A 26,987-nucleotide genomic window follows, 5' to 3' on the forward strand; every position below is an offset into this window, starting at 1 on the left:
CGCTGTTTCGTCACGCTATTCCATCGAATACAGTGCGAGGGTGCGTGACGAAAGATGTCAGGTGTGCGGTGGTTCGCTGGTGGTGCCCGAGCGGGGGCGGCGGCCGCGGTACTGTTCGCGCGCGTGTCAGGCGAAGGCCTACCGCAGCCGCCGTACGCAGCCCGCGCCGCCCGCGGAACAGACCACCGTCGCGGCGCAGCGGCGTACGCAGATCGCGCGCGCAGTCTGGCGAATCGCGGCCGAGCAAGGGCTGGAAGCGGTATCCCTGCGCGCAGTAGCGGCCGAGGCAGGCGTTTCGGTCAGAGTCGTGCAGTACCACTTCGGCAGCAAGCACCAGTTGCTCGTGGACGCGCTCAGGTTGCTGCACGAAACGAACCAGCAGAACGCGCGGAACCGGATCGAGGCGGACCTCGCCGACCCGAAGGCCTTGCTTTCGGCGATTCTCAGCGAATTCGTGCCCTTGGACGAGCAGCGCCGGCTCAGCCTGCGGGTGCTCGCGGCGTACTACGCCCGCAGCCTCACCGATCCCGCACTGGCCGCCGTGTTCCTGGCGGGAGACCGCTCGCTGGAGGACTTTGTTGCCCTGATCCTCCGGCAGGCCGCGGATTCCGGACTGCTCCGGCCCGGCGTCGACCCCGGCTCGACCGCCGACCTGCTGGTCGCGGGGGTCACCGGGCTGGGGCTGGATGTTGTCCATGGCACCAGACGCGGGCGTGATGTGCTCGAAATCATAGCCAGGCAGCTCGATCAGCTGCTCGGCGACGCCGCACGGATTCCTGCGAAGACGTCAACCCGCCGGTAATGTTCAAGATATGAAGCTCACCGTGCTCGGCTGCTCCGGGTCCGTCCCCGGGCCGGACTCGCCTGCCTCGAGCTATCTGGTCACCGCCGACGGGTTCCACCTGGTGCTCGACCTCGGCAGTGGCGCGCTCGGTGCGCTGCAACGCCATCTGTCCGTGCCGGAGATCGGCGCGATCGCCTTGTCCCACCTGCATCCCGACCACTGCATGGACCTGTGCGGCCTGTACGTCGCGGCGAAGTACTCGCCGTCGTCCCCGCTGCCCCGCATCCCGGTCTACGGCCCGCCCGGTACCGCCGAGCGGATGGCGCTTGCCTACGACCTGCCGCTGGATCCGGGCATGGAGGAGGAGCTGGACTTCCATACCTGGCAGGAGATCCAGCAGATCGGGCCGTTCACGGTGAGCACCGTCCCGATGGTGCACCCGGTACCGGCGTACGCGATCCGGGTTGAGCACGGCAACAAGTCGATCGTGTACTCCGGCGACACCGGTCCCAACGACGGGCTGGTCGAGCTGGCGCGCGGCAGCGACCTGCTGCTGTGCGAGGCCGCCCTGCGCGACGACGACCCGAACAACCCGCCGGATCTCCACATGACCCCGGCCGACGCGGGTGAACACGCCAAACGAGCCGGCGTGAAACGCCTCGTCATCACGCACGTCCCGCCGTGGTTCAACCGCGAAACCCAGGCGATAGGTGCCCGCCGCACCTACCCGGGTGAGGTCCTCGTCGCGACCCCGAACGCGACCTTCGACATCTGATGTCCTCGGTCCGTCTGTCCGACGGCACCCGCCTGCGCACCTGGACCACCGGTACGCCGACCGCAAGGCCGCCAGTAGTCCTGTTGCATGGCGGGCCGGGGTTGTGGGACTACCTGGAGCCGGTGGCCGCGATGCTCGACGACCTGACCGTCGTGCATCGCTTCGACCAGCGTGGGTGTGGCAGCTCGGATCCGTCAGAGTTGCAGACGATGCGACGCCTGCAGGACGACATCGACGAACTCCGGCAGCACTGGGATCACGAGCAGATCATTGTCCTCGGCCACTCTTTCGGTGCTCGGTTGGCGCTGACGTATGCGGCTGCTCATCCGCAGTACGTCGTGAAGGTCGGCCACTTCAGCGGAGTCGGCCTCGGCGACTGGCACACGCCGTACTACGAGGAGCGCAACCGGCGGATGACCCCTGAGCAGCTGGAGCGCCTGATCGCCTTGCAGACAAGCCGATCGCCTGAGGAGGAGACGGAGTTCCGGGTGTTGTCGTGGTTCACCGACCACGCCGATCGGGAGCATGCCTGGCAGTGGGCATCGGAGGATGCGGCCGTTCCGCACCCGATCAACTTCGCCGCCAACCGGGCACTCAGCACCGAGATCAATGCGTACTCCGACCAGGACCTGATCGCGTTGGTGGCCGGTCTGCCGATGCCGGTCTGGCTTGTTCATGGCACGGGGGACCCCCGCCCGGCGAGCGCAGTACAGGTTCTCGCGCGGCACATTCCGCAGCACGAAGTCCGCCTGATCGAAGGCGCCGGTCACTCACCTTGGCGGGAGCGACCGGACGCTTTTCGTCAAGTGTTGAAGGAGTTTCTCGCCGGCTAGCGGGTTTGGCCGTTCTCGAAGTACTCGATGAGGGCCGGGTCGAGTGCGGGGACGTCGATCGGGGTGCCTCCGGTGCGGAGCGAGGTGGTTGCCGCGTAGCCGGCGGCGACTGCTGCTCGCGCGGCGATCGGGGAGGTGAGGGTCGGGCTGCCGTCGCGGACGAAGCGGACGAACTCCGCCACCAGGCGCGGGTCGGCACCGCCGTGACCACCCTCGGCCTCGGGGATCTCGACAACCTGGTCGGCGTCCTCGCGATAGCCGGAGCGCTTGCTGTTCCAGACCTTCACGACCCCGCCCGAGGTGTCGCCGAAGTTCTCCAGCCGTCCGGCCGTGCCGATCACCGTGTAGTTGCGCCAGTAGTCCGGGGTGTAGTGGCACTGCTGGTAGGACATGAGAACGCCGTTGTCCAGTTGGAGATTCGCCATCGAGAGGTCCTCGACGTCCATCACCGGCGCCATCCCCTTCTGCGCCAGCGGCGGCCAGTTGTCCTCCGACACGAAGTCGGCGAACCGCTGCCCGGAGCGGTCCTGGCGATCCTCGATCCGGCCGTACACGGTCAGGCCGCCGAGCGCGTTCGCCCGGGTGGTGTAGCCGCCGGCCAGCCAGTGCATCACATCGATGTCATGGGCACCTTTCTGCAGCAGCAGGCTGGTACTGCGCCGGCGGTCGGCGTGCCAGTCCTTGAAGTAGAAGTCGCCGCCGTGGCCGACGAAGTGCCGGCACCAGATCGCCTTCACCTCACCGATCGCGCCCGCCTGGATGAGTTCGCGCATCGTCAGCACGACGGGCATGTGGCGCATGTTGTGCCCGACGTACAGGCGGGTGCCGGTCTCGTACGCCGCCTGCAGCACCCGGTCGCAGCCCGAGGTGGTGATCGCCAGCGGCTTCTCGACGAAGACGGCGACCCCGGCCCGGAGGAAGTCGATGGCCGGGTCCTCGTGCAGGTCGTCCGGCGTGGTCAGGAAGACGCCGTCCAGTTTCAGGTCGAGCAGTTCGGTGTGATCGGCGTACGCCTCGGCCTCCGGGTACTCCGCGAGCGCCGCCTGCTGTTGCGCCTCGACGGGGTCGCAGACCGCCACGATCCGGGATCCCTCGCCCGGGAAGTGGGCGTGCTTGGCCAGGCCGGACCGGAGGCCGAGCCCCACCACACCGAACCGAAGGTCTTCTGTACTCATGCCAGCAACTCCTGCACGTAGGTGATTGCTAAACCCTATGTCTGAACAGTTCCGATCTTCAACATCTCTTTGATTCGGTGAAAGCCATCCCCTGGTCATCTCGGTCTCACCCAGACCTCGGACAGCGCCGTCACCATGACGGAATGTGAGCCTCCACTACGTGGCACTGGGCGACTCGACGACCGTTGGTGTCGGGGACCCGCTGAACGGCAGTACGACCGACCTGTCCGGTGCCGGTGCGCGCCCGGGGGAGGGGTGGCGGGGCTGGGCCTCGCTGCTCGCCGACTCCCTGGGCAGCTCCCACCGTGTGACGTTCTCCAACCTCGCGACCAGCGGCGCCACCGCACCGGTGGTCGCCGCCGACCAACTCCCGGCGACGGGCGCCGGACCCATCGACCTGGCCTCCCTCATCGTCGGCGTCAACGACACCATGCGTTCGAGTTTCGATGCTGCCCAGATCCGCGACTGCCTCTGGTACTGCGCGGAGCAGTTGACCGGGCGCGGCGCGTTGCTGCTGACCGTGCGGTTCCACGACCACGGCCAGGTGTTCGGCCTGCCGTCGTGGTTGCGCCTGCCACTGTGGCAGCGGATCGAACGGGTCAACGCGGCGTACGACGAACTGCACGCGCGCTTCGGCGGGATCCGGATCGACATGGCCGACTACCCAGAGGTCTACCGGCGCGAGTTCTGGAGCATCGACCGGCTCCACCCCGCCGAACGCGGCCACCGCCACCTGGCTCGAGCTTTCGCCGACGAGCTGCAGCGTCAGGGGCTGCACATCGCAGTACCGCCCGCTCTGGATTGCGCAGGGCAACCGCCCACGAAATGGGCAGACGCCGCCTGGATGCTCCGCGAAGGCGTCCCCTGGCTAACCCGCCGAGCCCACGACCTAACCCCCTGGGCAACCCGCCTAGCCCTCACCCACCTCCGTCCGGGTCTTTTGTCCACAGCCCGGTCGCCGGTCGATGCGGAGGTGCAGCGCCTCCGGGCATAGGGTTTCCGGTATGGCGCGTATTGATGGACGGACTCCTGACCAGCTTCGACCGGTGACGTTGACGCGGAAGTGGCTCGACCACGCCGAGGGGTCGGTGCTGGTGGAGTTCGGGCGGACCCGGGTGCTGTGTGCGGCCAGCGTGACCGAGGGTGTGCCGCGCTGGCGCAAGGGCTCCGGCCTGGGCTGGGTCAGCGCGGAGTACGCGATGTTGCCGCGGTCCACCAACACCCGCTCGGACCGGGAGTCGGTGAAGGGCCGGATCGGCGGCCGGACGCACGAGATCTCCCGCCTGATCGGGCGCTCCCTGCGCGCGGTGATCGACTACAAGGCGCTCGGTGAGAACACCATCCTGCTCGACTGCGACGTGCTGCAGGCCGACGGCGGCACCCGCACGGCCGCGATCACCGGCGCGTACGTCGCACTGGCCGACGCCGTGTCCTACCTGCGCGACCGCAAGGCGCTCAAGGGCGAACCGCTGACCGGCTCGGTCTCGGCCGTCTCGGTCGGCATCATCGACGGCGCCCCGATGCTCGACCTCTGCTACGAGGAGGACGTCCGCGCCGAGACCGACATGAACCTGGTGCTCACCGGTGCGGGCAAGTTCATCGAAGTACAGGGCACTGCCGAGGGCGCGCCGTTCGACCGCGACGAGCTGAACAGCCTGCTGGACCTCGGTACTGCGGGCTGCGCCGAGCTCACCAAGCTGCAGTTGGAGGCCCTCGCGTGACCAAGGTTTTGCTTGCCTCGAACAACAAGAAGAAGCTCGAGGAGCTCCGGCGGATCCTGACGCCGATCGTGCCCGGGATCGAGGTGCTCGGGCTGGGGGACGTCCCGGCGTACGAGGAGCCGGCCGAGACCGAGCCGACCTTCGAGGGCAACGCGTTGCTGAAGGCCCACGCCGCGCTGGCGGCGACCGGGTTGCCGTCGATCGCGGACGACAGCGGCATCTGCGTCGACGCGCTGAACGGGATGCCCGGCGTCCTGTCGGCGCGCTGGTCGGGCCCGGCCAAGGACAACCACGCGAACAACCTGCTGCTGCTCGGACAGCTGGAGGACGTACCGGACGAGCGGCGGGGTGCATCCTTCGTGGCGGCTGTCGCGTTCGTGCGGGAGGGTGCCGAGGACGTGATCGTCCGCGGTGAGATGCCCGGCTCGGTGATCCGCGAACTGCGCGGCACCGGCGGCTTCGGGTACGACGTGCTGTTCGCCGCCGAAGGGTACGACCGGACGACGGCCGAGCTGACGGTCGAGGAGAAGGACGCGATCAGCCATCGTGGCAAGGCGTTGCGCGAGCTGGCGCCGATCGTGGCAAAAGCACTGGAGGCCTGACATGTTGTTCGCTGGAGCAGATCGTGACGGCGTCGAGGCGGGCAAGATCACCGCGGCGTACCGGCGCTGGGCCGAGCCGCGCGTCGTCGAAGGCCGGATCTACCGGACCAACGCCGGCCGGATCGAGATCGACAGCGTCCGGCAGGTCAACCCCGACCTGATCTCCGACTACGACGACGACATCTTCGCCGCCGACCGCCAGAACGCCCGCGACGTCCGCCGCCGGCTCCGCGGCAACGAGGACTGGCCCACCTTCCTGATCAAGTTCCACTTGGTCGAGGGCCCGGACCCCCGCGAAGAACTAGCCGCCAACGCCCACCTGACCCCAGAGGACCTCGCAGACCTCCGCACCGCCCTGACGAAACTAGACGACCTCAGCCGCCACGGCGCCTGGACCACCGCCACCCTGCAAGCCATCCAAGCCAACCCCGGCACCCGAGCCGCCGACCTAGCCGCGGCCGCCGGCCGAGACACGGCGAACTTCAAGCTCGACGTCCGCAAACTCAAAAACCTAGGCCTCACCTACAGCCTGGAAACCGGCTACGAACTAACCCCAAGAGGCAGGGCCTACCTCGACACCCTCTGACCCCAGATACGCCGACGCCGTACGACCTACGTCCAGCTCGACGCGTTCCGCTCGCGGACACCCAGGCTTTCGTAAATCTGGGGCTGTGTGTGCAATATGTTGCCATGCCGATTCCCCAGGGCAGTCCTGCTGTCGACCGCACCCTTCTGCGCGATGACGTCTACCGTCGCCTCCGCGACGCCATCGTCGACGGAACGTTCCGGCCGGGGGAGCAGCTCAAGGACGGTGAGCTCGCCGAATGGCTGGGGGTGAGCCGGACCCCGGTGCGCGAAGCGCTGCTGCGCCTCGGGGCGAGTGGACTGGTGGTGGCGCTGCCGGGTCGATCCACGACGGTCAGTGCCATCGACATCCAGGTGGTGCGGGACGCGAAGGACGTCGTCGCCGCGATGCACGAGTTGGCGGTACGGCAGGTGACGGGGCGGCTCAGCGCGCAGGACGTCGGCCGGATGCGGGACGCGAACCGCCGGTTTGCCGCGGCGGTGGCGTCAGGCGATGTGAGTGCGGCGCTGGATGCCGACGAGGAACTGCACCGGATCCCGGTCGCCGCACTCGGCAATCAGGCCCTCGAAGCGGTGATCGAACGCTTCGACCCGCTGATCCGCCGCGCGGAGCGATTGCGCTTCGGCGTCGACGGCCGGGTGTCGGTCGGTCGGCACGAGCAGTTGATCGATCTCATCGAGGCCGGCGACGCGGAAGGCGCAGCCGCGGTGGCGTTCGACATCTGGCACAGCCTCGCGGTCGACGAAGACCCCGAAGCCGAGGCCTGACCTAGTCTCGACGCCTCTTCGGCGATGTTCGGCGTACCGCGAACTGTTCCGGGAAAGTCCAGTCGAAGCGGACGGCGGTCAGGCGCATGAGTGTCGTCAGCACCACGCAGACCGATCCTGCGATCGGGATGGGCGTGCCGAGTTCGGCGAGGAGGATGAGGGCTCCGGTGCCGGCGCCGGCCGCGACGGCGTACAGGGTGCCGACGTGCAGGAAGGAGAACGGCTGGCTCAGGATGACGTCGCGCAGCATCCCGCCGCCGATGGCTCCGATGACGCCGACCACCAGTGCGCCGGCAGCGCTGACGCCGAGGGACAGCGCCTTCGAGGCGCCGATGGCTCCGAACAGGCCCATCACGACGGCGTCGAGGAGCACGGTGATCAGCCAGTCCGCTCGTGCCAGTACAGGTCGCAGCATCATGCCGAGGATCGCGGAGGCGCCGGCCACCGTCAGGTACCAGTTGCTCCAGAGCACGACCGGGGGCTGGTTGAGCACGAGGTCGCGGACCAGGCTGCCTCCGAGCGAGACGGCGAGTCCGATCACGATGACGCCGAGTACGTCGATGCGGCGAGACCGGACGCCGGCGGCGAAGAGTGCCCCTTGGAGGCCGCCGAGTCCGGCGGCCAGGAGTTCGATCCACAGAGTCACCTGGAACGGGGTGATCGACATGCGGTCGTCCGGACAGACAGCGGGCCGGCGCGCGATCTACGCGTTCGCGGCGTTCTTCGCGGCGTCGTCGATGGTGTCGGCGACAACCCCGGCCTGTGTCGTGAAGAGGGCGTGGCTGGCGGACACGTTGGTGATCTTGGCGCCGCTGCGGGTCGCCATGTGCTGCAGCATCGCCTGGTCGAAGGCCTTGTCCTCCGTGGCGATGACGGCCCAGGTGGGCTTGTCGCGCCAGGCGGCGTTCTTCACCGCCGTACCGAAGACCGACATGTTGATCGGGACCTGCGAGTCCCGCAGGAAGGCGGCGTCCGCGTCGCTCGCGTCGTGGGCGAACCCGGCCTTGAACTTGTCGTGGTTGAGGAATCCGTAGCCGTCCTCACCGACGTCGATGACGAAGTCCGGCGTCGCGGCGAATCCCTCGTACTGCTGGCTCGTGGTCTCGCCGGCGTCGGGTGCCAGGGCGGAGACGTAGACCAGACCGGCCACGTTCGGGTGGGCCCCAGCCTCGGTGATCACCGTGCCGCCCCACGAGTGCCCGACGAGAATCGCGGGGCCGTCCTGCCGGTCCAGCACGCGGGTGGTGGCTGCGACGTCGTCCTCGAGTGAGGTGAGCGGGTTCTGCACGATCGTCACCCGGTAACCGCGGGCCGTCAGATTCTCGTACACGCCACGCCATCCCGAGCCGTCGGCGAACGCGCCGTGCACCAGTACGACGTTCCTGATCTGCTGGTCGGTGCTCATGATCTGGTTCCTCTCCTCCCGCGCCGGGAGTCCCGGAGCGGATGCTGGCGAATCCGGCGGTCGCCGACTCTGATATCTAATATATTGCATGCAGAACGCGAGTACAAGAGCCTGTCGAGGGCGCTGACACGACGGATCTTGATCGAAAAATACTGTCCTGCAGGACATGTTATTGTGTCCGACAGGACAGTATCCGACGACATCGCATCACACCGAGGAGGAGTGACATGAGGACTTGGTTCATCACCGGCGGGACCCCTGGCGGCTTTGGGTTGGTGTTCGCCGACGCTGTGCTGGCACGGGGTGACCGGGTGGCGATCACGTCGAGGCGCCCTGCGGAGTTGGCCGACTGGGCTGCTCCCCACGGCGAGAGCGTCCTTGTGGCCGAGGTCGATGTGACCGATGCCGGTCAGGTGCGAGCTGGGGTTGCCGCGGCCGAGAAGCAGTTCGGTGGGATCGATGTGGTCGTGAACAACGCCGGCCGGGGCTGGTACGGGTCGATCGAGGGGATGCGGCCCGAGGATGTGCGGCGAGTGATGGAGCTGAACTTCTTCGCCGTACTGGAGGTGACCCGAGCGGTCCTGCCAGGAATGCGAGCCCGGGGTTCTGGCTGGGTGGTGAACATGTCCTCGGTCGCGGGCTTGCGGGGGATTGAGGGCTTCGGGTACTACTCGGCGGCGAAGTTCGCACTTGAAGCAGTCACTGAGGTACTGCGCGCGGAGGTTGCCGAGTTCGGCATCAAGGTGCTGGCCGTCGAGCCGGGCGCCTTCCGCACCCGGGCGTACTCGAATTTTGCCGACGAACCACTGCGGGAGACCGTGGACGCCTACCTGCCGCAGTTGGACGTCATCCGCAAAGCCATGATCGACCAGAACGGTCACCAGCCTGGCGATCCGGAGCGTGGCGTCCAGGTCGTGCTTCAGGCGATGGACCTGGAATCTCCGCCGCGCCGCCTGGTGCTCGGTAGCGGCGGATTCGATACCGCGGTCAGCACTCTGGAGTCGAACCTCGCCGACATTCGCGCCAGTGAAGCCCTCTCGCGTAGTGCCGATTTCCCTGCTGAATCCGGTCAGCGTCGGTGAGCGAGACCCTCGCGTCGCATCACCTCAGCGGCCGCGATCGCGTCGGCGGTGAAGCGTTTCGTCAGTTCGGTGTACCGGGCGATGTCGCGCGGCGACCAGTTAGCGAGTACCTGGGCGATCATGGCGTCGCCGAGGTCATAGATGTGACGCGCGGCCGCCTGCCCCTCGGGCGTCAGCGTGATCAAGGTCGAGCGGGTGTCCTCGAGATCGGGGCCACGCTCGACAAATCCCGCCGCCTCGAGGCGCTTGAGGATCTTGCTGATGTTCGAAGGGCCGGTTCCCATCGCCTGGGCGAGATCGCTCGGCCGCATCGGCTGACCGGCCGCCAGATGCCGAAGGGCCGAGTGGGCCGGCTGATCGATCGGCTCGCCGCTCGCGGTGAGAATCTCGCTCTGCAGGCCAGGTGACTCCCACAACAGGATCAGCGCGCTCAAGCTCGCCAGCAACTCCGACCGGTACGGGAAATCACCCGCCTCGCGCAACCTCCGCGACGACGGATCGACAGGTGCGACCATCCCCGCAGCCTACCGAACTTTCGTGTCCAGGAAGACATAAAAATCAGAGAAGAAGTTCCCCAGGAAAGGCAACCTCATGAGTGCAACCGTCACTGAATCCCTGGTCACCTCGTTCGTCGAGGCGACCAACAGCCACCAAGCCGAGGCGCTGGCCGGCCTCTTCGGACCGGAAGCGGTGGTGATCGACGACAACACCGAGTACCGCGGCGCCACGCGGATCGCCCACTGGATCCAGGACCACCAGATCGCCCCGAAGATCACGCTGACCGTCGTCCACTACGACCCATCGGGCCCGACGCTGACCGCCAACGCGAACGGAGACTTCCCCGGCGGCCCACTGCCGTTCTCCTTCCGCTTCACCCTGACCGACGTCATCGACCGGCTGGAGATCACCCCCGCCTGATCGAATCTGCGGTGCAGGGATGCGCGGTTCGGGTGCCAGAGGCGGGACACCAACACGCTTCCGCGGCATACCTGCTCAATGCAGGTAGTCATGACGGCGAGGTTAGCAGGAACTGCTCGGGCTGCGCGGGCCTGGCATCGCCCCTGTGGAAGGCCTTGCGTGCTGGCTGTCGAAACGTGTTCGATCTGCCTCGGGCGTAGCTTAGTTGCCGGCAGGAGGGTGCGGTTCGCCGGTGAGAGCAGCTAGAGCCGCCGCGATTTCGGGAAGACTGGCACGAACGTAGGTGGCGGTGGTTCCGGCGTTGGCGTTGTCGGAGTGGCCTGCGTAGGCGCGGGCTGTGGCGTAGCCGAAGTTTCGCTCGACCCAGGCGAGCGTGGTGTGCCGCAGCCCGTGGGTGCTGATCTGCTGGGTCGCCACCCATGGCAGGTGCTTGCCGATTCGGCTCCAGAGGTAGTCGTAGCGGCGTTTGGTGATCGGTCTACCGTTTACGTAGCGGAGAAGTTGGCCGTCGCGAGGTGCCCCACGGGTCTATGCATGGTGCTGCAGATGCGCCAGCAGGGTCGAGGCAGCGGCTTGAAGCGATCGTCGAGATACCGCTCTCCGGTGACCAGATTCACTGTGCCAGCCGTAGCTACACTTCGTCCATACTCGCGCGGGACCAGGCAACCTCCACCACGTACAGACATCTCCACCACCTCAACAGGTCATAGGCATAGCCGTGGTCAACAACCAGCCACGGAACATAATCGTCACCGGCAACGACTCGACCCCACATCGGCAGCTCGATGCCGACCAGATCCCGCTGCGCCACTTGGCCTCCCAATCAGAGGCCCAAGATCTATCCCGCACATCACTGAACCATCGCCCCACACGACGGCGTGTCGTCGCGTAGTCCGGTCAACAGGCTGGTTCCGTTCTGGGCCAAGGACCTCAAGATCGGCTCGAAGCTGGTCACCCCCCGCGCGGAGACGGTCCACGAGAAGCCATCGTTCCGTACGCCGTTCAAGTCGCGCCGCGCGCTGATCCCTGTCGATGCCTTCTACGAGTGGCTGGCAACCGACCAGGTCAGCGAGAAGACAGGCAACCGGGTGAAACAGCCGTTCGCGCTCCGCCCGGCCGACGGCTCTACCTTGGCCCTGGCCGGCCTCTACGAGTTCTGGCGGGACAAGTCACTGCCGGACGACGACCCGAACGCACTCGTCCCGACCTACACCATCATCATCACCACCACCGCGACCGATGCGGTCGGCCGGATTCACGACAGGATGCCGATGGCGATCGCCCCGGCGAACCCAAGGCTTCTCCAGCCACTTGAGCTCAGCTGAAGTGGGCGCCGTCGCACGGTTCAGCGGAAGGAGGCTTGCCGTTCGATCGCTTCCAGCAGGGTTCTGATGTCGTTGGCGCCCTGACCCCAATCGAACAGAGCCAGGCCGAATTTCGGCTCAGCCCAGGCCGAGATCATGGTTTCCGCCGCTGCCAACGGGTCGAACTTCAGGGTGATCCGCAGGCCCCAAGTCCTGTGATTCATTGTGCGATCGAACTCAGCGCCGGTCGGCGACAAGCTGACAATCCGCAGCCCCTGAATCGTGGGAGAGATTTCGTCGACCACACGGATCACCCTGTCGACCGGCAGCGGCACAGGCACCGCTCCGGAGCTTCGGGCTCTCCTCGTGAAGACGTCGAAGCTATCGCCGGCATGCAGTCTGCCCGTTCTCATGACTGGAACGTACCCGCAGGCCGGCCAACTCGAGGAACGCGGCGCAGGGTCGAGCTCCAGTCTCGGAGGCGGCGGATGGGCGACGGCGCGTGCGCACACGCCTCGTGTTCGGCGCCACACCTCAAGATGCTGACCAGGCACGGCAGCTGCCCGCAGGCGCACCGGTCGACCTTGACGGCCGATCTCTGTCGACGATCGGCGCGGGTTTTAGTGGCGCGAACTTGGCGGGGGAGCCGGTCTCGTCGACCACGCCGAACCCGACGTGGCGAAGTGCGCTGGTGAGCTGGCCGCTGCGGAGCAACTGTGCGGCGCCGGGGTCGACGACGGCCGCGTCATGAGTCTCGGTAAGGCGCTCCACGACAGCCGGCGTGGCCGGACGCCCCTGCGGCTGGGCTTGTGCCCTGGCCTCGGCCACCAGCGTTTTGACCAGTTCGTGCCGCTTTCACGGTCAGCGCGCACATCCGGGCCCCGTCACCCGACAGGTGCGCAGTACGGAGGCCTTCCCGAGTTCGGTGAGTGCATCGACACCCGATGGATCGGTCCGCACGAGGACGTTGGCCAGCCACGCCAGCGTCGGCTTGCGCAGCGCCTTCACCGCGACCCCGGCGGCACCGCCGACGGTCTTGGCGAGCTGGTTCCGGGCAACCGTTCGCCCCGCTCGAGGAGTAGCGCGATGGCAGAAGTGAAGTCGACCCGCAACAACAATGGGGAATGGACCGATGACGGGCTATACGTCCCCGCGCACTCCGGCCGCTGCCAGCTGTATGACGAAGCCGAGGGGGGTGAGCCTGTCGACTGGTTCGGATCTCCACCAGCTGCAGCGCCGACCGGCCCCAGTGTCTTCTGGTCGGACCAGAAACCGCCGGCCGTGGGACGATCCGGGACGAGAACCGAATGCTGCGGAGGGTACGTAATGGTTGGCAGCTAGTACACCCCGGACTGAGAGGTCGCATGCTATGCGAGGCAGGGCGTGGGCGACAGCACTTTTTGCTGGCGTAGTTGGAGCGTCAGTCGCCCTGGCAGGGCTAGGGATTGCTGAAGCGCTGCCGTCGAACTCACAGGGAGCCGGCGCGCGAGCCGCTGCGACCTCGCCGGGGCCAGGGGCTTTCCAGCCGGTCGCTCCGGTGCGGGTGCTGACGACACAGCAATCGTCGGCTGGCAAGCTCAAGGCGGGTGAGACTCGAATTATCACTGTGCCTCAGGTCCCGGCCAACGCGACCGCTGTGGCGATCAGTGTGACGGCGATCAAGGGCACCGCGGCCGGGTACCTGAAGGCTTTTCCCGGCGGGGAGGCGCAGCCGGTGAGCAGCACGGTGAGCTTCAATGCCGGTCAGATCATCGCCAACTACGCGACGATCAAGCTGGGCGTGGGGCGGAAACTCGCCATCTTCAACAAGTTCGGCGCCGTCGACGTAAACATCGACCTCCAGGGCTATTACCTTCCCCCGTTCACTGGATCGGTAGGAGTCATTGCTTACGCGAGGGTGCTCGCCAACGGAACTGTGCATGCATCCTTCAGTTCGACAGGCACTATTACCGCGGTCAAAGACTTGTCCGGCGGGGTAGGAAGTTACTTGGTCGCCTTGAATGGACTCGCCGATGTGCTCAATTTCGCAAGCGTTCAGGTGACACCGATTTCACCCGCTAGTGGGATCGTCGCTTGTGGTGTTGTGGTGGTCAGCGGCCTTGTATCCAGGGTGAAGTGTGCGGACTCAACTACCGGTCAACCACGCGATGCTGAGTTCATGGTCACCGTCATGGCCTGACCGGCCCGGCTTAGCCGTTGTGCACTGAGCATCAGCCACACTCACCGGCCCCCGGACGTAAGCAACTTTGTCGTGGATCAGTCGGCCGCAGCCCATCCGAGCTCGCTGGCGCGACCCGCTGCGCCGGGTGATCTCAAGCAGTCCCGAACCTGCCCGGGACCCAACAATGCCGGCAATCATGGTGATGTCTTCCAGACGAATGTCGAGTCCACGACGGCCGCAAGTCTGGCAGCGTCCCGTCCTGCGCAGCGGATCCGTCTCGATCATCCGCATGCGGATGATCGGCGTACCGAATCAGGTGTTCGAAATATTGGAGAGGGACGACGATGCTCCGAAAGACTGGGTGGCGGAGGGTCTGCGCAGCGTTGCTTGCAAGCCTCGGGCTGAGTGGAGGAGCGACCGCCGCAGTAGTCTCGCCTGACACAGCGCATATCCACCTGGCGCGGCCGACAGGCCCTGTAGGCACGACCGGGACGAATCACAACGAGGTTCTGCTACAGCTGAGAACGGACTGATGCTGGCGGAGTTGCGCGAGCTACCGCTAGGTACCACCAGACTACGCGGTACCCAGCGGCAGTTGTGGAGAGCGTCGCCGTCCGATGTCACGGCAGAGGTATGCCCGCGCGCCCATTGCCATCTTTCCGCCGCTGATAGCGGCCGTGCCTACATTGCGAATCCCGGGGCGCGCACCGTTGGGAGAACGTCTGCCGCCTCGACCCCCCAGCGTTCCCGGAAACGTCGAATGCGTCGAGGTGTAGCCGGCCGCTCCGGCAGCCGAGTGGTGGATCGAGCATGTCGTCCGTGCCGCTGGTAGCCGTCGCCGGGCGGCGTCTCTGAGCGGCCGGTTCGCGTGGCTTCGGCTTCGGCCGGCTTGTTGGTGGGCTGACCCACCAAGACACCACCAGCACCCCCACCCAAACCAACAACGTCACCCCCGCCAACACCACCACCACCACCACCGACATCGGAACAAGACGGCGCGATTCCCTTGATAGGGCAATGGACGCAATCTTTCTCCCTTTGGTATTACGAAGGACGAACATCGAGCCATCATCCTGCAAACCATCGGCACTGTCGTGACGATGGTCGGTATGGTCGCGGCCGGGCAACAGCCAACCGGCTACGACCTTCGTGGCAAGGATGCACTGAGCATCGTCCCGCAACATGCCAAGGGGGCGGCACTTACTCCGCACTCGGGTGGAGGTTCGCAGAATGGTTTGAAGTTCAAGTGGACGGATGCCGATGGCCGGAAGGTGAGCCTTCGTGTGCACGATCGTGATGGGACCGCGCCCCCTAACTCAAATTCAGGGCAGGGTTGGACGGTCCGGGTTCAGATCGACGGGCAGTACCAGGACGAGGCGGGGAACTTGTTCCACCACCAGGTCCACAACCCACGCAGCCCGACCTACAACCCGGAGGCGGCGAATCAGACCCACATTCCGTATCGCCTGTTCCGGCCAGATGGAGAGTAGTCAACCAGAAGTACAGTAGGGTATTTTCGTCGCAGCATCGTCTGGTTAAATCCAGACGGTGCTTCACTCTTTCGGCATGACCAGCCGGAATATCAGGTTGTGGCTCGGAAATCTGCAGCATCTTCTTGGGGTGTGGATGCGTCTTGTCAGCCTCGGACGCCTGGCCGGCGCAACTGCTGACCCCCGGGTTCCGGTTATCGACAGGATGGCTGGTGCTGGGCAGCGATCGGACCAGGGGCCTTAGATCAGACGGGGGCGCTCGTATCAGAAACATGTGGATAGGGGGACCTGCCGGGGCGTGGGCGGCAAGCAGTTCGACGATTCCGGGCACTATCTGGAGGCCACTTTGCTGGCGGCATGAGAGTGATCGGGAGTCCTAATCCGGGCCCTCTAACGTCGCCATCTCGTGTGGGTCAGTAGTGCTGCGGGTGCGAATCGTGAACCTGGAATAGTTGAGGGAATTCCCTTATGTGTTCAGGGCGGCGTGGCCGCTACTGTGGCGGCCAGACGGCCCACGCCGTGGGCTGCCCCACAAGGGAGTGCATGATGGTCCATCGCCGGAACACGAAGCTCGTCGCCGCAATGCTCGTGCCGATGGCAGCCTTGGTGCTGTCTTTGATCGGTAGCAGTTCGCTGCTCACCGAATCTTCGAGGGACTCGGTCACTATTGTCGCAGACGGAATCTTCGACGAGTGTCACGATTTCGAGCGTTGCGGAGGATAACTTCCACCGTCGGAGAAGTCCCTCGTCACGGTGACTGTCAAAAGAGCGGCATCGGGTCCGCAGTGCGGCCTAGCGCTCGCCGGGCTCGGCGAGGAATTCTTTCGGAGGGCCATCGCTGGCCCTTCAGTTCGTGACTACGAGGTGGTCTTGGAACTGGTGCGGAGCGCCGGTCGTGGTCAGTCAGATGATCGAAGCTCCGGACTGAGCGCCGCCAGTGAGTCCGGAAGGTCGGGTCCAAGATGCCGGCCCGAGTCAGCTTTCACCAGCAAAATGACGATGCGTGGTCAGACCGAGTTGTCCCGTGCTTGGAGGCCGTGCTGGCGACCTCGCGACCTTCTGCTCACCATTCTGCTCACCATGCCGGCCAACAGGTTGCCCCGGTCTGGTCCAGCCGTACGCGAGGCGCCAGGAGTGCCGGCCTGGTCGGGGCAGGCCGACCGAGCCGGAGCGCACAGACCAAGAGGGTGGTACCCGATTCGGGTACCACCCTCTGTGTGATCACCCGAGGCGCTCTATCTCGACTTCCAGCGTCGTGGAGTCGACGTTCCGGAATTGGAGAACTACGCCGCCTTTGACTGCCTGGTCGGAGTCGCCGACATCGGTGATCCGGTAGCCGTCCTTGATGAGCTTCTGCCGGTAGGTCGCCAGTTCTTCTGGGTTCCCTGCGGTGTTGAAGTGCAACGTCAGGAATTGTCCGTCGACGCTCGGCGGGTTGCTCTTGAATTCAAGATCGGGCATCCGGACCTGCCTGGTGGTCACGTAGAAGCTGGGGTCTTCATACGCAAACCCGACGTGTACGCCGCCTAGTGTGGCTGTCTGGCCGGACACCTTCCAGCCGGCCTTGCGGAGTTGCTCCGCGTAGCGTCTGGCCATCTCCTGGTCATCGTCGTTGGCGGCGAAGTCGAGATAGCGGTACTCATCGTTCTGACGGGCCCCCTTGGCGCGCAACCCGGTCGGCAGCAGCATCGCACCGCTTCCCGCAGGCAGGGAGGGCTTCGGCCTTGGATCAGCGGTTGACTGGGTTGTGGGCGCCACAGTCTGCTGAGTGGTCGAGTCAGTGGGTCCACTCGCGGTCGGACTCGGGCTGGCTTCGCCTGCCCCGGGTGGAGCCGCAGACGTTGCGGCGGTAGGAGCAGTCGCCGCAGGCTTGGCTTCCGGGGAGCCGCCGCACGCGGCAAGCAGGAGTGTGCTGCTGACGGTCAGCGTCATGAGGGCAGTTCGTATGGCCGTAGTGAAATGCATGTCATACCTCTCGAAACGTAGCGAAAGACCCTGATGGGTCAATCCGGGTGCATGTATCGAAATCCAGCGGCACCCTCGCTGTAGTTGGTCTGTTCGACCGTCGAATCGACTGCTTTGTTGCGACCCGGAACCCGAAAACATCACTCGAAAATCGAGAACCGATTGGCCAGGCAGTGCGTAGGAGAAGAAGTGCAGCGCGCCGCAGTGACCAGCACAGCTACCCATCGGCGGGACCCTGAGATGCGACCGAGAGCGCGACAGTGTCGGTCGACTGTCGCCCGCAAGGCGATCGTTGGGCTGACGCGTGCTGTGTCCCAAGGAACTCGTCTCGTTCGTGCCGACTGAAGGCGACCTGGGACGTCGAGTGGGAGCTGGTGGCTCAGAGACGGCGCAACCGCGCTGCTCGTCGAGTTGTCGCGCGACTGTCCGACGATGCGCATTGCGGACGGGCCTGAACAGCGGTTACCTCTCAAGCCGCCGAGTTGGAACCTGGACTCCGTCGGAGGGGCAGACCCGAAAGCGATCGGACGCGGCTCGGCATCTCGGCGCGGTGCGGACCTCCCTGCTGGCGGACTAGACCGCCTCCTCTCGCTCGCCGAGCGGTTGAGCGTCTCGGTCCGCGGACCGTCGGGTCTCCGCCGACCGTCGGAGCCGGGGCACAGATGCGCGGCCAAGCGGTAGTTGAAGCTCACAGCGCCTGTAGGCAGGCGTTCTGCCCTATAGGTAGGACTGGTCGTCGCGAAATAGGCAGTCCACTACCGATGTGACCCCGCGGGATCTGACCGACCTTGGTCAGGCAAGCGATTGTCTGGCGAAGTGAGGTGCGGGGACGATGCGGGCTGGGCGTAGACACCGACTGCGGTGCGCGACGGCCGTATCCGTAGCCACGGGGTGCGGCGGTAGACGGCGGACCAAGGGCCGGGAGTGGTTGTGGTGACTCCTGAGCCAGGGCGAAGTTTGGGCGAGAGGTTCCGCCAGGGCGATGAGTCAGCGATGCGGGAGCTGTACCGGGAATTCTCCGCGCCGATGTACGTCATCGCGCTCAAGATGTTGGGGCGACATGATCTCGCCGCGGACACAGTGCAGCGGGCCTTCGTGCAGGCCTGGCAGGCCGCCGACCGGTTCGACGTCTCGCGGGGTCTGCAGCCGTGGCTGTACGCCATTACTCGGCGCGCGGCGATCGATGTCTACCGGCGAGAGCGTCGCGCGTCCGAGATGTTGCCCCTGGAGCCTGAGCAGGTCGATCGCGTGCTGGCCTCGCACGACCCGTCGATGGAGGAGACCTGGCGGGCCTGGCAGGTGCGCCGGGCGCTTGACCAGTTGCCGCCGGAGGAGCGTGAGGTTCTCTGGCTCGCGTACCACGGAGCACACACGCAAAGCGAGATCGCCGCGCGCCTTGGCATCGCGCTGGGAACAGTGAAGAGCCGCACCTCCCGGGCCCAGCGGCATCTCGCCGAACTGCTTTCCCATCTGCGCGACGATGCCCTGACCTGAGGTGCGAGGCGTCATTTTCCGACCATGGAGGCTTGGTGAACGACCGCAAGGCAATTCGGAATCCGATCGTGCCGCTCGAGTTGATGCGAGTGGCGATCGAGCGGTACGCGCCCGACGGGCACCAGCGCTTCTTCGACCCGATGATCTTCCCGTGGGTCGCTGAGCTAGAGGCGAATTGGCAGGTGATCCGCAACGATCTCGACCGGGCGCTCGAGGAGCGCGAGAAGATCCCGCGCTTCGGCGATCTCACCAGACGGCAGGCCGCCTTCGCCGGCGTGCGGTGGAACGCGCTCTGGCTCTACATCTACGGCGAACGCGTCGACGAGAACGCCGACCGCTACGCCGCGACCGACGCGCTGTTGCGGAAGATCCCCGGCATGAAGACCGCGATGTTCTCGATCCTCGACGGCAACGCGAAGATCCCTCCGCACCACGGCCCATACAAGGGAGTGCTGCGCTACCACCTCGGCATGATCGTGCCGCAGGAAGGGCCGTCATGCGCCATCAGGGTCGACAACGAGGTGCGCAGTTGGAAGGAAGGCAGAAGCCTGCTGTTCGACGACACGTACGAGCACGAGGTGTGGAACGACGATCCTCGACCGCGGGTGGTGCTCTTTCTCGACGTACTGCGCCCGCTGCCGCCTGTGCTCGACGTCGTCAATCGGGGGATCTTGCGCGTGACCAAACACGCCGGCGAGGTACGCCACGCAACGCGCACGGCGAGCCAGTTCGCCAAGGGCATCAAGAACGGTAAGGGCTGAGCGCGCCGCACGGACTCGCGCCCCGGATGGGAAATCCGGGGCGCGTTGCCGCCGGACCCGGGCGGGAGTTGCGCGAACGTGAAGATTCGTGGAGGTCTTCTTCAAAATGTTTAGGCAGCGGTTGGCGCCGCGGTTGAACCACATCCGAAACACGGCGAAGCAGTGACGCTCGGCCGCTGCTCCCACTGCTCCGATGGCGTGCCGTTGAAGAAGCTGAACGAGACAGGAGCGTCCCTGCCGAAGCCGGCCTCGAGTACAGCGTTCGACGAGTTACGAATGGTGGGAGGCGTCGCCGCTGCCGGCAGATGAAGGCGTTGCACCGATCGAGCGGTGTTGTTCGCAGTCCAGATGTCCCGCTCGACGCTGATCGCTCAGTCGAGCCCGGCCGGTGGCGTGCCGCCGTCGCCGGAACGCCACCGCGAACTCAACTCGGGGTCGTTTCGCAACCAGGGTCAATGGAAAGCCCCGGATCCACACGAGGTAACGGGTGAGCTGGCGGCGGTGTGCATGGGCGAGGAGCCAGGGGTTTCGCTCGGCAGGCCAATGCCCTGGACATCCGGGTGGTGCCTGTGCGCCATCGGCGATTTCCTGGCCGCAGCGGTTGGACACCGTAACGAATCGCGAGCGATTCCTTACACTGCGGGGCAGTGAAGCCCTGGATCTGCGGCCGCGACACGTCGACGCGACCGCCGGGAAGGTCCGAAGTCGGCAGGGCGTACGCCCAAACTCCCGTAGACGACGGCGGCGAGGCTTCGGTGATCCGGCCTTGAACGACGGACGTAGTGCTGTCTGACATGGCGAATTGGACAGACAGATGGGTAGAAATCGGTGATGGACGACAGGCCGGCGATGGGTAGCAGGAACCGCCAGTTGTCAACGGGCATAGCCGTTGAGGATTTGATGCGGTGGCCCGAGGTCTGGGCGCGAGTACCGGAGGAACTCCTGGAACGACTGATGTGTGAGCTCGATGCGGCGCCGAGCGACCCGAGTCAACGGGTCGTCAGGACAGAGAACGTCGTATGGATTCGCCGGCGCGCTAGAAGGCTCACGCGCAGCCGACTCATCGGCGTGGCGGCCGCAGGTGTGCTGGTCGCCACTGCGGGAGGTGTCTGGATGGTCGGCGATCGAGTCGACACGTACAGCTCCACGCTGGCTGGCACTTCGCTCGCTGAGGGCGCCCGCGGGCGGGTCGAGTTGCGGGATACCGCCTCGGGTGTCGAGATCATTCTCGATACGACTGATCTTCCTGCCGCACCGGCGGGACGCTACTACCAAGGCTGGGTCAAGGGTAATCGTGGATTGGTATCCATCGGGACCTTTCATCTGCGGGGCGGACCGTCGGAGATCGTGCTGTGGTCGGGAGTCGATCTGACCGACTTCCCGACGATCAGTGTCACGCTCGAGTCCGAGGGCAACGGGCCGCAGTCGTCCGGTCAAGTTGTGCTCTCGGGGCCCGTGCCTGGCGAGTTTCGATGAGGCCCGGTCCTTCAGCGGCACGAGTTCAGGAGCACGTCCCTACTCAGCTGCCTGTCGAAGGGCTCGCCAGACGGGCCACCATCGCCGGCGCCATTCAGGCATTCTCCCAGGCCGCGGCGCGCAGCCGGTCGCGAGCCACAGCCTCGTCGTACCACGTCGCGATTGTCTCAGCCATGGTACGTCGACTGCGAGGGCTTGACCGATCGCGTCATCAGGATGATCGGCGAGAGCTTCGCCGATGCTCATCGCGAGGGATCCACCCAGGTTGCAATACCGGGAACAGCAGCCGCTGCCGCCGTCAAGAAGTCAGGCTTGGCCAATCGCTTCAACTCGGTGTCCTGCGGTAGACCGCCGAAAGTCACCGAGAAGATGTCGTTGTCGGCCAACAGGAGCTTGCAGCCCGAACGCATCGTGAAAGCCACCCAGGCTGAACGGATCGTCGAGTGGACCGCGCTCGGCCCCAGGCAACATCCGGTAGAAGCGGGTGTACATGGTGAATCGGCACGGCTCATTGCGGCACTCGATATCGATGACACCTGCGGCGCGCAACCAGACGGACAGCAGGTCACGGTGCCGACCTGTCGCGGCGATCACGACATCACCCATGATCGAGTGACCACCGGCGGTTCGGATACCGATGACACGAGGCGGTATTCCGCTGTCCGCAAACCACAGGCCGTGGACTTCGACGCCAGGGCTATAGGTGATGCGGGCACGTCGTCGGACGGCGCGCCGTAACACCGCCTCGAACAGCGATCGGCGGGCCAGGAGGACGGTGGCGTTGGCGACCCCCGGGTCGGACATTTGCGGGAGCGTCGCCGTCGCCGGGACCTCGTGGCATCCCAGCAACCGCAGATCGTCCAGGGCATCTGGCGCATACTCGCGCAGTACCTCATGCATCAACGGCAGAAACAGGTGTGTGCAGGCCATGAGGGGTGCGCGGGCGCCAGCCTGAACTGCGGGCTGCCACCTCCAGCTCCACCAGGTCGTCGGTCCGATCACGTTCGAGGATGTGCACCTGATGACCTTGTCCCGCGAGTACAAGTCCGCAACCGAGTCCCGCGACGCTGCCGCCCACGATGACCGCATGGCTACTCGTACACCCCTGACGTAGGCAGCCTCTCAGCGGCGACTACAGGACATGACCCGTCGGTGGATGTGGGACGGAAGGAGACCGGCAGGTGCTCCAACCCTCTGCGTAAGAGCCCTGATCGCCAGCGAAGCTCCTCGGGATCGGTAGAGAAGCCCATGTCGTGGAAGCGAGGAAGCACAGCGGCGAAGGCGACTTCACCTTGCAGGCGCGCGAGCGGCGCGCCCAGGCAGTAGTGAGTGCCGAAGCCAAATGCCAGGTGCTTTGTCGGTTGACGATTGACGTCGACCCGGTCCGGGCCGGCGAATGCAGCTGGATCGCGGTTGGCCGCGCACAGGGAGATCAGTACTGGATCGCCGGAGGAGATGGTCACGTCGCCGACCTGTACCGCCTCGGTGGCGTAGCGCCAGGCGGTGATGTCCACTGGCGAGTCGAATCGCAGCAACTCTTCGACAGCGTTGGGCAGTGCATCCGGGTCCGCGCGCAGCTTGTCCAGCAGATGGGGGTTCTGTAGGAGCGCGTGGAGTCCGTTGCCGAGCAGGTTGATGCTCGTGGCATGGCCGGCAACTCAGGAGCAAGAAGATGGTCGAGACCAGTTCCTTCTCGGTGAGATCGCCTCGGTCGACGGCCTCGATCAGATCCGCCGCTACTTCATCTCCCTCCGCGATAGGCGCCACAACAAGCAAAGGACCCGGGTTTTAGAGACCCAGGCCCTTGGGCTGTGCACCCGACCATGGTTTTAGAGACCTTGGCTTGAGCGATGTCTAAAGACTAGAACGCACTATCCTGCTAGAGGAGAGCCGCTAAGCCACGTCCGGTGGACCAAACTGGCTCTGTCCGAGCCGGACGGCGATGTCGCGGCTCTGCCTGTTTGGCGTTGTGCTCGGCAGTCGTCCAAATCCGTACGGAGCTTTGGACACGGCTGTCCTCCACTGCTTGTCGGAATGCGTCTATTCGTGATCCCACAAGATCGAGCCGATCCCGCGTAGATCATTGGCTTCCCACCATCGCGACGACGTCACCATCAGCGGCGAGGGATGGCCGATGCGCGTTGGCGGTTGCCCGCAAGTGCGCTGGCCTGGGCCAGCTCCTGGCAGATGGTGCCTCGACCTATCTCCGGACTACAGCCGACCTGCAGGCGGCAGGGAAGGCAGCCCCGCGAACCAGAGCCACTGTTGTGGCCGTATCGCTAGACATCACAGCAATAACAGCCCCTGACAGAGATAGCAATATTCAAACGAGCAAAGAATGAAGACATCGTTGCGGCGACGACTGACCGCGGCTGCCGGCCTGCTCGTGGCTGGATCTGTGACGGCGCTCATGCCGTCCGCCGCCCACTCAGTCACCGTGCCGACGGGCGAGGTCGTCGTGCGGTCGAACGCGGGACTCGTTCAGTTCCAGGCCGGACCAGCACTGAATCACAATGCGCCTTTTCCTTGGAAAGGTCCAGTTCGGTACTGCGGTTCCGGACACCATGCGGTTCGGTGTGTTCAAGGTAGGAACCCACCGCTGCAGGCGATGCTTACGCTATCTGCAGCAAGAGCGTCTCGGGCGCTCTAGGCGGTGTTGTCAGCTGCCTCGACGTCGTCGGTGACTCCACGCTTGCGGGGGCAAAGTTGGCGATCAAGCCTTTTGACAAGTCGTCGAGCCAGCGGTGGATCATCAAGAACAAGGACAGTCTCCGACCGGCAACTGTGACCCTGCAGAACGTGAACAGCAAGCTGTACGTCGACACCGGCGCCACTCCTGTGGCCGGTGACCGCCCGACGCAGCAGAACTTCGTCGCACCATCCAGTCAGGACACCCGGGGCGCGAGGCAGCAGTTCTTCATCAAGCCCGCGTAGAGCTGACTGACAAGGGCTCCTCGTTCCCTGGGCTGACAGTTGCCGGGCACGAGGAGCCCTCGCTTGTTGGTGAACCACGGCCAGCTCGGCCGACGTATTGCTGTGTGCAGAACCGGCCGTGCGTCACCCGGCGCCGAACCTATGAACAGCGAGGGGCATTGATGACAAGGGATCGCCGACTGACGATGGGGTTGCTGGGAGTGCTCGTGGCCACATCCGCGCTTGTTGCGTGCAGCGACGGAGATGTCGGTAACAGCCCCGTTGGACTCCCAGAAGGCAGGCCGACAAGCACAACAACCACCCCTGCTCCGTCTGGTCCGGTGCCAACGCCCACTGCCGGTCCGGTGTCGCTTGGAGTGTCCAACGTGACCTTCCTGCCCATCAAGAGTGATCTGGTCACTGTTGCCGGCGGCAAGGCTGACATCCTCACTGTGGACGGTCGGACTGCCTACCGGTTTGAGGAGGACGGGGATAAGCCCTCGCGGGTCACCTGCCTCAATGACTGCCTTGAGATCTGGCCGCCCGTGCTTATTGACGGGGCGAAGATCACCTCGCTGGCCGGCGTCGATCAAAAGCTTGTCGGCACGGTGACCCGCTCCGACGGGCACAGCCAGGTCACGTACAACGGCTGGCCGCTGTATCGCTTCGTCGAGGACAAGGTCAAGGGGGACGTGAAGGGGGAGGGCCTCGGCTTCAACTGGTCGACCATCAAGCCCAACGGGAAACCGGTCTTCAAGAAGCGGTAGGTCGCTGCGGCATCTCGACCGCGGAGCCGTCCATGCGCGGCTCGACGGCGCTGCCGTGGAGTGGTTTGCGGCCCCAGGCTTGGATCAGTAGCGGGTGGAAGACAAGCGTTTCGGGCTTGGAGAGGTGGTGGTCGAACTGGTCCGGCGTCAGCCGGCCGCGCGCGAGAATCCTGTCACGGAACTGCTCAGCAAATTGAATCAACAGAGTGTGGTACGCATCGCCGGGGGACCGCACGTACGACTGCGCCATGGTGCGGATGCTGTCCAGGCCAGCACTTCGGAGCAAGGCGGGCAGCCGACGGCCGACGTAGATGTCGATTCCCTCGACGTCCGCGAACCCGTCATGTAGCGGCTGCCATGACGGGTGTGCCGGTTCGCAGCCCCAACCAGTGCTGTCGATGTCTTGCAGCGCGACCCACCCGCCCGGTTTGGCTAGTTCCGCCATGTGACTGACCACGGCCTCTGGAGCCGGCAGGTTGGCCACCAGGAGCCTTGCGTGGACGAGGTCGAATGTGCCGGTTGGCTGGTTTGTCTGGTCCCCGCGGCCGTACACGGCGGACGTTCGGGTCAAGTGTCTGGCACCGATGGATTGGCGCGCCCAACCGACCATCCGATGGTCCTGGTCGATTCCGAGAGCGGTGCCGTGCGGGGCCACGAGGGCGTCGAGGGTGTCCAGACAACCAAGGGGCCCGCAGCCGATGTCGGTGGTGCTCCAGCCATCTGTCACACCGATCGCAGCAAAGAGTCTCTCTGCTGCATCTCGATGGAGGTCGGACTGCAGGAGAAGTCGAGCGTGTTCCTTCTGGCTGGACCCGAGAAGATAGGTGGAGGTCATATTCGGTCTCCTTCGCTCAGGCTGGGCCGTATCGTCACGGCGAAGAACTCCAGTTGGAGTGCGGCGACGGACTCGGTGGCGAAGCCGGCAGTTGCTGTGAGCCCTGTGTACTGCGCCAATGTGCGCTCGGCCACCTGGGTTGGCCACCATCATGTGCATGTCGAAGGCGAGAGCGGTAGCGAACGAATCATCGTCTGGCAGTAGCCGCTCCAGGATGATCAAACGGGCTGTCGGCGGCATGGCCGCGTGGCAAGCCCGCAGCGCCTTTACGCACCATGCATCGTCCCAGTCGTGCAACACTCGGGACATGATGTAGGTGCTAGCCCCAGCTGGGACTTGGGTGAAGCAGTCTCCCGCCAGCAATGAACACCGGTGGAGCAGTCCTTGTCGCGCAAGGTGTCGGCGCGCGACAGGCAAGGCGCTGGCTCCCTCCAGGAGCACTCCTCGCGCGTCGCGGTAGGTGCTCAGGATCGCTGCGAGAAGGGCGCCGTTGCCCCCAAGGATGTCGGCGATGACGTCGTCATCTGCAAATGAACAGGCATCCGGTACGGCGTTGAAGACCGCAGATCCGGCTTGCATCGCCAGCTGGAAGGTCTCGAGCAGCTCTGGCTGTTGGGCGACGCAGTCGAACCATGACGTACCGAAGACCTTGGTGAATGCGTCTTCGCCAGTGCGTAGGGAGTACTCCAGCTCACCCCAAGCCTGGTAGAACGGTCCTCCGTAGAGATCTGCGAGGGCACGCATGGAATTGCTGGCCTCGGTGTGCATCAGGCGGCCCATACTGGTGAGTTCATAGCTGTTCTCGTCCACGCGATGAAGCAGCCCGAGACCTGTCAGGTAGCGCAGCAGCCGATTGAGCGCGTCCGGGTGGGTATCGGTGAGTTGCGCTAGGCGTAGGGCCGACTGACGCCTCTCGGATAGGTGATCAGCCAGCCCGATCTGAGCCATCGCGTGCACGGCCTTTGTCGTCCACGCGCCCGTCAGGAGCTGCAGCAGCCGGCTAGCGTCAGTCTGCGCGTGCTCGAAGTCGATCATGCGCGTCTCGTCTTGTCTGAGGACTCCGCCGCCGCTGGATCATCAAGCGGGAGTGCAGCACTTCGGGGACCCAGCACCCGTCTAGATTCTCGCTCCCTGTCGCGGCACGGGCTGGGCCAGTACGGGCCTTCGCCAGCG

At 65.4% G+C, this 26,987-nt stretch carries 29 protein-coding genes; 19 read left to right on the forward strand and 10 right to left on the reverse strand.

Annotated elements, in window-relative coordinates; all coding sequences use genetic code 11:
- Positions 1–40: 40 nt before the first annotated feature.
- From AB0F51_RS23835 to AB0F51_RS23845, 3 genes are read left to right on the forward strand one after another with little or no spacing between them, the layout of a single operon-like run.
- Positions 41–802, forward strand: a complete 762-nt coding sequence (locus tag AB0F51_RS23835) for a TetR/AcrR family transcriptional regulator (RefSeq protein WP_360283394.1) — start codon at positions 41–43, stop codon at positions 800–802.
- A 10-nt stretch (positions 803–812) separates the two neighbouring features.
- A complete protein-coding gene (locus AB0F51_RS23840) occupies positions 813–1,559 on the forward strand; it encodes an MBL fold metallo-hydrolase (RefSeq protein WP_360283396.1) in 747 nt (248 codons plus the stop codon).
- On the forward strand, positions 1,559–2,392 hold the full coding sequence (locus tag AB0F51_RS23845) for an alpha/beta hydrolase (protein ID WP_360283398.1): 834 nt from the start codon (positions 1,559–1,561) through the stop codon (positions 2,390–2,392). The genes AB0F51_RS23840 and AB0F51_RS23845 overlap by 1 nt, the downstream gene beginning before the upstream one ends.
- Here the strand turns inward: AB0F51_RS23845 and AB0F51_RS23850 are convergent.
- The gene (locus tag AB0F51_RS23850) at positions 2,389–3,567 is read right to left on the reverse strand and encodes a Gfo/Idh/MocA family oxidoreductase (RefSeq protein WP_360283400.1); all 1,179 of its coding nucleotides are present in this window, start codon (positions 3,565–3,567) and stop codon (positions 2,389–2,391) included. The two genes, AB0F51_RS23845 and AB0F51_RS23850, sit on opposite strands and share 4 nt — an antisense overlap.
- Positions 3,568–3,712: 145 nt before the next feature.
- On the opposite strand from AB0F51_RS23850, the gene AB0F51_RS23855 reads away from it, so the two are divergent.
- The 5 genes from AB0F51_RS23855 (at position 3,713) to AB0F51_RS23875 (ending at position 7,243) form a co-directional block, all read left to right on the forward strand.
- Positions 3,713–4,561, forward strand: a complete 849-nt coding sequence (locus AB0F51_RS23855; RefSeq protein ID WP_360283402.1) for an SGNH/GDSL hydrolase family protein — start codon at positions 3,713–3,715, stop codon at positions 4,559–4,561.
- Positions 4,562–4,571: 10 nt separating this feature from the next.
- On the forward strand, positions 4,572–5,288 hold the full coding sequence (gene rph / locus AB0F51_RS23860; RefSeq protein WP_360283404.1) for a ribonuclease PH: 717 nt from the start codon (positions 4,572–4,574) through the stop codon (positions 5,286–5,288).
- On the forward strand, positions 5,285–5,890 hold the full coding sequence (gene rdgB / locus AB0F51_RS23865; protein WP_360283406.1) for an RdgB/HAM1 family non-canonical purine NTP pyrophosphatase: 606 nt from the start codon (positions 5,285–5,287) through the stop codon (positions 5,888–5,890). The genes rph and rdgB overlap by 4 nt, the downstream gene beginning before the upstream one ends.
- Before the next feature lies 1 nt (position 5,891).
- Positions 5,892–6,476 carry a hypothetical protein gene (locus AB0F51_RS23870; protein WP_360283408.1) on the forward strand — a complete coding sequence of 195 codons (585 nt, stop codon included), beginning with the start codon at positions 5,892–5,894 and terminating at the stop codon, positions 6,474–6,476.
- A gap of 104 nt (positions 6,477–6,580) precedes the next feature.
- The gene (locus tag AB0F51_RS23875) at positions 6,581–7,243 is read left to right on the forward strand and encodes a GntR family transcriptional regulator (protein ID WP_360283410.1); all 663 of its coding nucleotides are present in this window, start codon (positions 6,581–6,583) and stop codon (positions 7,241–7,243) included.
- Position 7,244: 1 nt separating this feature from the next.
- Here the strand turns inward: AB0F51_RS23875 and AB0F51_RS23880 are convergent, their stop codons facing one another.
- On the reverse strand, positions 7,245–7,910 hold the full coding sequence (locus AB0F51_RS23880; protein ID WP_360283412.1) for a TRIC cation channel family protein: 666 nt from the start codon (positions 7,908–7,910) through the stop codon (positions 7,245–7,247).
- 36 nt (positions 7,911–7,946) lie between these two features.
- Positions 7,947–8,648: an alpha/beta hydrolase gene (locus AB0F51_RS23885; RefSeq protein WP_360283414.1), complete on the reverse strand. Its 702-nt coding sequence runs from the start codon at positions 8,646–8,648 to the stop codon at positions 7,947–7,949.
- Between the two features lie 227 nt (positions 8,649–8,875).
- Here AB0F51_RS23885 and AB0F51_RS23890 point away from each other — a divergent pair, with 227 nt between their 5' ends.
- Positions 8,876–9,730 carry an SDR family NAD(P)-dependent oxidoreductase gene (locus AB0F51_RS23890; protein WP_360283416.1) on the forward strand — a complete coding sequence of 285 codons (855 nt, stop codon included), beginning with the start codon at positions 8,876–8,878 and terminating at the stop codon, positions 9,728–9,730.
- On the opposite strand, the gene AB0F51_RS23895 is transcribed toward AB0F51_RS23890, so the two are convergent.
- Positions 9,718–10,245 carry a MarR family transcriptional regulator gene (locus tag AB0F51_RS23895; protein ID WP_360283418.1) on the reverse strand — a complete coding sequence of 176 codons (528 nt, stop codon included), beginning with the start codon at positions 10,243–10,245 and terminating at the stop codon, positions 9,718–9,720. The two genes, AB0F51_RS23890 and AB0F51_RS23895, sit on opposite strands and share 13 nt — an antisense overlap.
- Positions 10,246–10,321: 76 nt before the next feature.
- Between AB0F51_RS23895 and AB0F51_RS23900 the strand changes: the two genes are divergently transcribed.
- Positions 10,322–10,648 (forward strand): nuclear transport factor 2 family protein, encoded by a 327-nt coding sequence (locus AB0F51_RS23900; protein WP_360283420.1) that lies wholly within the window; start codon positions 10,322–10,324, stop codon positions 10,646–10,648.
- A 201-nt stretch (positions 10,649–10,849) separates the two neighbouring features.
- Here the strand turns inward: AB0F51_RS23900 and AB0F51_RS23905 are convergent, their stop codons facing one another.
- On the reverse strand, positions 10,850–11,065 hold the full coding sequence (locus tag AB0F51_RS23905) for a hypothetical protein (protein WP_360283422.1): 216 nt from the start codon (positions 11,063–11,065) through the stop codon (positions 10,850–10,852).
- 214 nt (positions 11,066–11,279) lie between these two features.
- Positions 11,280–11,459, reverse strand: a complete 180-nt coding sequence (locus AB0F51_RS23910) for a hypothetical protein (protein WP_360283424.1) — start codon at positions 11,457–11,459, stop codon at positions 11,280–11,282.
- Between the two features lie 67 nt (positions 11,460–11,526).
- Here AB0F51_RS23910 and AB0F51_RS23915 point away from each other — a divergent pair, with 67 nt between their 5' ends.
- Positions 11,527–11,973 (forward strand): SOS response-associated peptidase family protein, encoded by a 447-nt coding sequence (locus tag AB0F51_RS23915; RefSeq protein ID WP_360283426.1) that lies wholly within the window; start codon positions 11,527–11,529, stop codon positions 11,971–11,973.
- 20 nt (positions 11,974–11,993) lie between these two features.
- Here AB0F51_RS23915 and AB0F51_RS23920 read toward each other — a convergent pair whose 3' ends face one another.
- The gene (locus AB0F51_RS23920) at positions 11,994–12,365 is read right to left on the reverse strand and encodes a hypothetical protein (protein WP_360283428.1); all 372 of its coding nucleotides are present in this window, start codon (positions 12,363–12,365) and stop codon (positions 11,994–11,996) included.
- A 1,124-nt stretch (positions 12,366–13,489) separates the two neighbouring features.
- Between AB0F51_RS23920 and AB0F51_RS23925 the strand changes: the two genes are divergently transcribed.
- Together AB0F51_RS23925 and AB0F51_RS23930 are read left to right on the forward strand one after the other, a co-directional pair.
- Positions 13,490–14,131 (forward strand): hypothetical protein, encoded by a 642-nt coding sequence (locus AB0F51_RS23925; RefSeq protein WP_360283430.1) that lies wholly within the window; start codon positions 13,490–13,492, stop codon positions 14,129–14,131.
- Between the two features lie 1,082 nt (positions 14,132–15,213).
- On the forward strand, positions 15,214–15,603 hold the full coding sequence (locus tag AB0F51_RS23930) for a polymorphic toxin type 30 domain-containing protein (protein ID WP_360283432.1): 390 nt from the start codon (positions 15,214–15,216) through the stop codon (positions 15,601–15,603).
- Between the two features lie 1,221 nt (positions 15,604–16,824).
- On the opposite strand, the gene AB0F51_RS23935 is transcribed toward AB0F51_RS23930, so the two are convergent.
- Positions 16,825–17,292, reverse strand: a complete 468-nt coding sequence (locus AB0F51_RS23935; RefSeq protein ID WP_360283434.1) for a hypothetical protein — start codon at positions 17,290–17,292, stop codon at positions 16,825–16,827.
- Positions 17,293–18,501: 1,209 nt separating this feature from the next.
- Between AB0F51_RS23935 and AB0F51_RS23940 the strand changes: the two genes are divergently transcribed.
- The 4 genes from AB0F51_RS23940 (at position 18,502) to AB0F51_RS23955 (ending at position 22,037) form a co-directional block, all read left to right on the forward strand.
- The gene (locus AB0F51_RS23940; RefSeq protein ID WP_360283483.1) at positions 18,502–19,062 is read left to right on the forward strand and encodes a sigma-70 family RNA polymerase sigma factor; all 561 of its coding nucleotides are present in this window, start codon (positions 18,502–18,504) and stop codon (positions 19,060–19,062) included.
- Between the two features lie 35 nt (positions 19,063–19,097).
- Complete coding sequence (locus tag AB0F51_RS23945) at positions 19,098–19,823, forward strand: aspartyl/asparaginyl beta-hydroxylase domain-containing protein (protein ID WP_360283436.1); 726 nt, start codon at positions 19,098–19,100, stop codon at positions 19,821–19,823.
- Positions 19,824–20,654: 831 nt separating this feature from the next.
- Entirely contained in the window at positions 20,655–21,299 is a 645-nt protein-coding gene (locus AB0F51_RS23950) for an anti-sigma factor (RefSeq protein WP_360283438.1), read from the forward strand.
- 195 nt (positions 21,300–21,494) lie between these two features.
- Positions 21,495–22,037: a hypothetical protein gene (locus tag AB0F51_RS23955; RefSeq protein ID WP_360283440.1), complete on the forward strand. Its 543-nt coding sequence runs from the start codon at positions 21,495–21,497 to the stop codon at positions 22,035–22,037.
- A gap of 353 nt (positions 22,038–22,390) precedes the next feature.
- On the opposite strand, the gene AB0F51_RS23960 is transcribed toward AB0F51_RS23955, so the two are convergent.
- Positions 22,391–22,936, reverse strand: a complete 546-nt coding sequence (locus AB0F51_RS23960; protein WP_360283485.1) for a cytochrome P450 — start codon at positions 22,934–22,936, stop codon at positions 22,391–22,393.
- A 982-nt stretch (positions 22,937–23,918) separates the two neighbouring features.
- Between AB0F51_RS23960 and AB0F51_RS23965 the strand changes: the two genes are divergently transcribed.
- Positions 23,919–24,233 carry an RICIN domain-containing protein gene (locus tag AB0F51_RS23965; RefSeq protein WP_360283487.1) on the forward strand — a complete coding sequence of 105 codons (315 nt, stop codon included), beginning with the start codon at positions 23,919–23,921 and terminating at the stop codon, positions 24,231–24,233.
- A gap of 365 nt (positions 24,234–24,598) precedes the next feature.
- Positions 24,599–24,979, forward strand: a complete 381-nt coding sequence (locus AB0F51_RS23970; RefSeq protein WP_360283442.1) for a hypothetical protein — start codon at positions 24,599–24,601, stop codon at positions 24,977–24,979.
- On the opposite strand, the gene AB0F51_RS23975 is transcribed toward AB0F51_RS23970, so the two are convergent.
- Complete coding sequence (locus tag AB0F51_RS23975; RefSeq protein WP_360283444.1) at positions 24,966–26,849, reverse strand: methyltransferase; 1,884 nt, start codon at positions 26,847–26,849, stop codon at positions 24,966–24,968. The genes AB0F51_RS23970 and AB0F51_RS23975 overlap by 14 nt on opposite strands.
- Positions 26,850–26,987 lie beyond the last annotated feature (138 nt).

Source organism: Kribbella sp. NPDC023855, assembly GCF_040639475.1.
Classification (GTDB): Bacteria; Actinomycetota; Actinomycetes; order Propionibacteriales; family Kribbellaceae; genus Kribbella.